2 protein-coding genes are annotated in these 1,234 nt (G+C 53.4%); both read right to left on the bottom strand.

Features of this window, described 5'->3' with window-relative positions:
- A partial coding sequence (locus G556_RS0107500; protein ID WP_028822330.1) for a head maturation protease, ClpP-related occupies positions 1 to 452 on the bottom strand: 452 nt, incomplete at its 3' end.
- Positions 449 to 1,234: phage portal protein (locus G556_RS10640; protein WP_036916232.1), on the bottom strand; the 786-nt coding region annotated here is incomplete at its 5' end. The genes G556_RS10640 and G556_RS0107500, both read right to left, overlap by 4 nt.

A 1,234-nucleotide genomic window follows, 5' to 3' on the forward strand; every position in this document is an offset into this window, starting at 1 on the left:
TTGAGCTGGTAAGCATTGATAATCGAGTCCTTGACACTCTCAAGCATGTTGAGGGCACGCGAGAGTTCAGTTTTATCGCCCATCGCCAACGTTGCTGGGTTGTGGATCATCAACATCGACACCGGCGACATCGCCACATGACTTGCTGCCATAGCGATCACGCTCGCTGCGGATGCTGCGATGCCATCAATATTGACTGTCACGGTTCCTGGGTAGTCCAGAAGCATGTTGTAAATCCTGGCTGCCGCCACGACATCGCCACCGGGACTGTTGAGCCAAACAGTGACCGGTCCTGATCCGGCATTTAGTTCACTGGCGAAGATGGCGGGTGTTACGTCGTCATCTAGCCAAGATTCCTCTGCGATAGCCCCGTTAATACGCAAAACCCGGACATCCTCTTGGGCGTCCGGGTTGGTTTTTTCTGGGGGTATCCAGTTCCAAAAACGCTTCACATTCTCCTCCTCAAAATTTGGTTCTCTTCAGGCTGTTCTTCTGGTGATTCATCACCAGACCCGGCTTCTTCGGCTTGTTTGGTGGCGGCATAAGCTCCTGCCATTGGTAACGGGAGCATGTTGCCGTTGACTAGGTAGAGATCACCGCCCGCTTCGGCATCGATACGGTCGAGATTCTCCAGCTCGCGGATATCGTTTGCGCTCATCCACCCGTTCTGCCTGGCTACCGCATAGCCCTCCATACGCGACTGGTAATCCCCGCGCAGCAGCCCCTCAACATTGAACTTCACAAACAACTGCTGCTTTTCACGCGGGTTCAAGAGAGTTTTCGTGATTGCTTGTTCCCAGCGGATCACCCACGGATCAAGCGTGTACTTCACAAACTCCAAACTCTGCTGCTCAATATTAGAAAAGGAACTCTTTTCCAGATCGCCAATCATGTGCGGCGGAATACGAAAGATCCGAGCTATCTCGTTGAGCTGAAACTTCCGTGTTTCAAGAAACTGCGCCTGCTCCGGAGACACGCTAATAGGCGTGTACTTCATACCCTCTTCCAAAACAGCGACCTTATTGCCGTTCTTCGCACCCCCGAACGTCTGCTGCCAGGACTCACGCACCCGGGAGGGATCTTTTATCGTGCCCGGATGCTCCAACACACCACCAGGAGCCGCCCCATTAGCAAAAAAAGAAGCCCCATAATCCTCAGTGGCTTGTGCCAGGCCGATAGCATTACGAGCCATCGCAATCGGCGAATAACCGACCAGCCCGTCAAAACCGAGACC

The organism is Propionimicrobium lymphophilum DSM 4903 (genome assembly GCF_000423485.1).
Lineage (GTDB): Bacteria > Actinomycetota > Actinomycetes > Propionibacteriales > Propionibacteriaceae > Propionimicrobium > Propionimicrobium lymphophilum.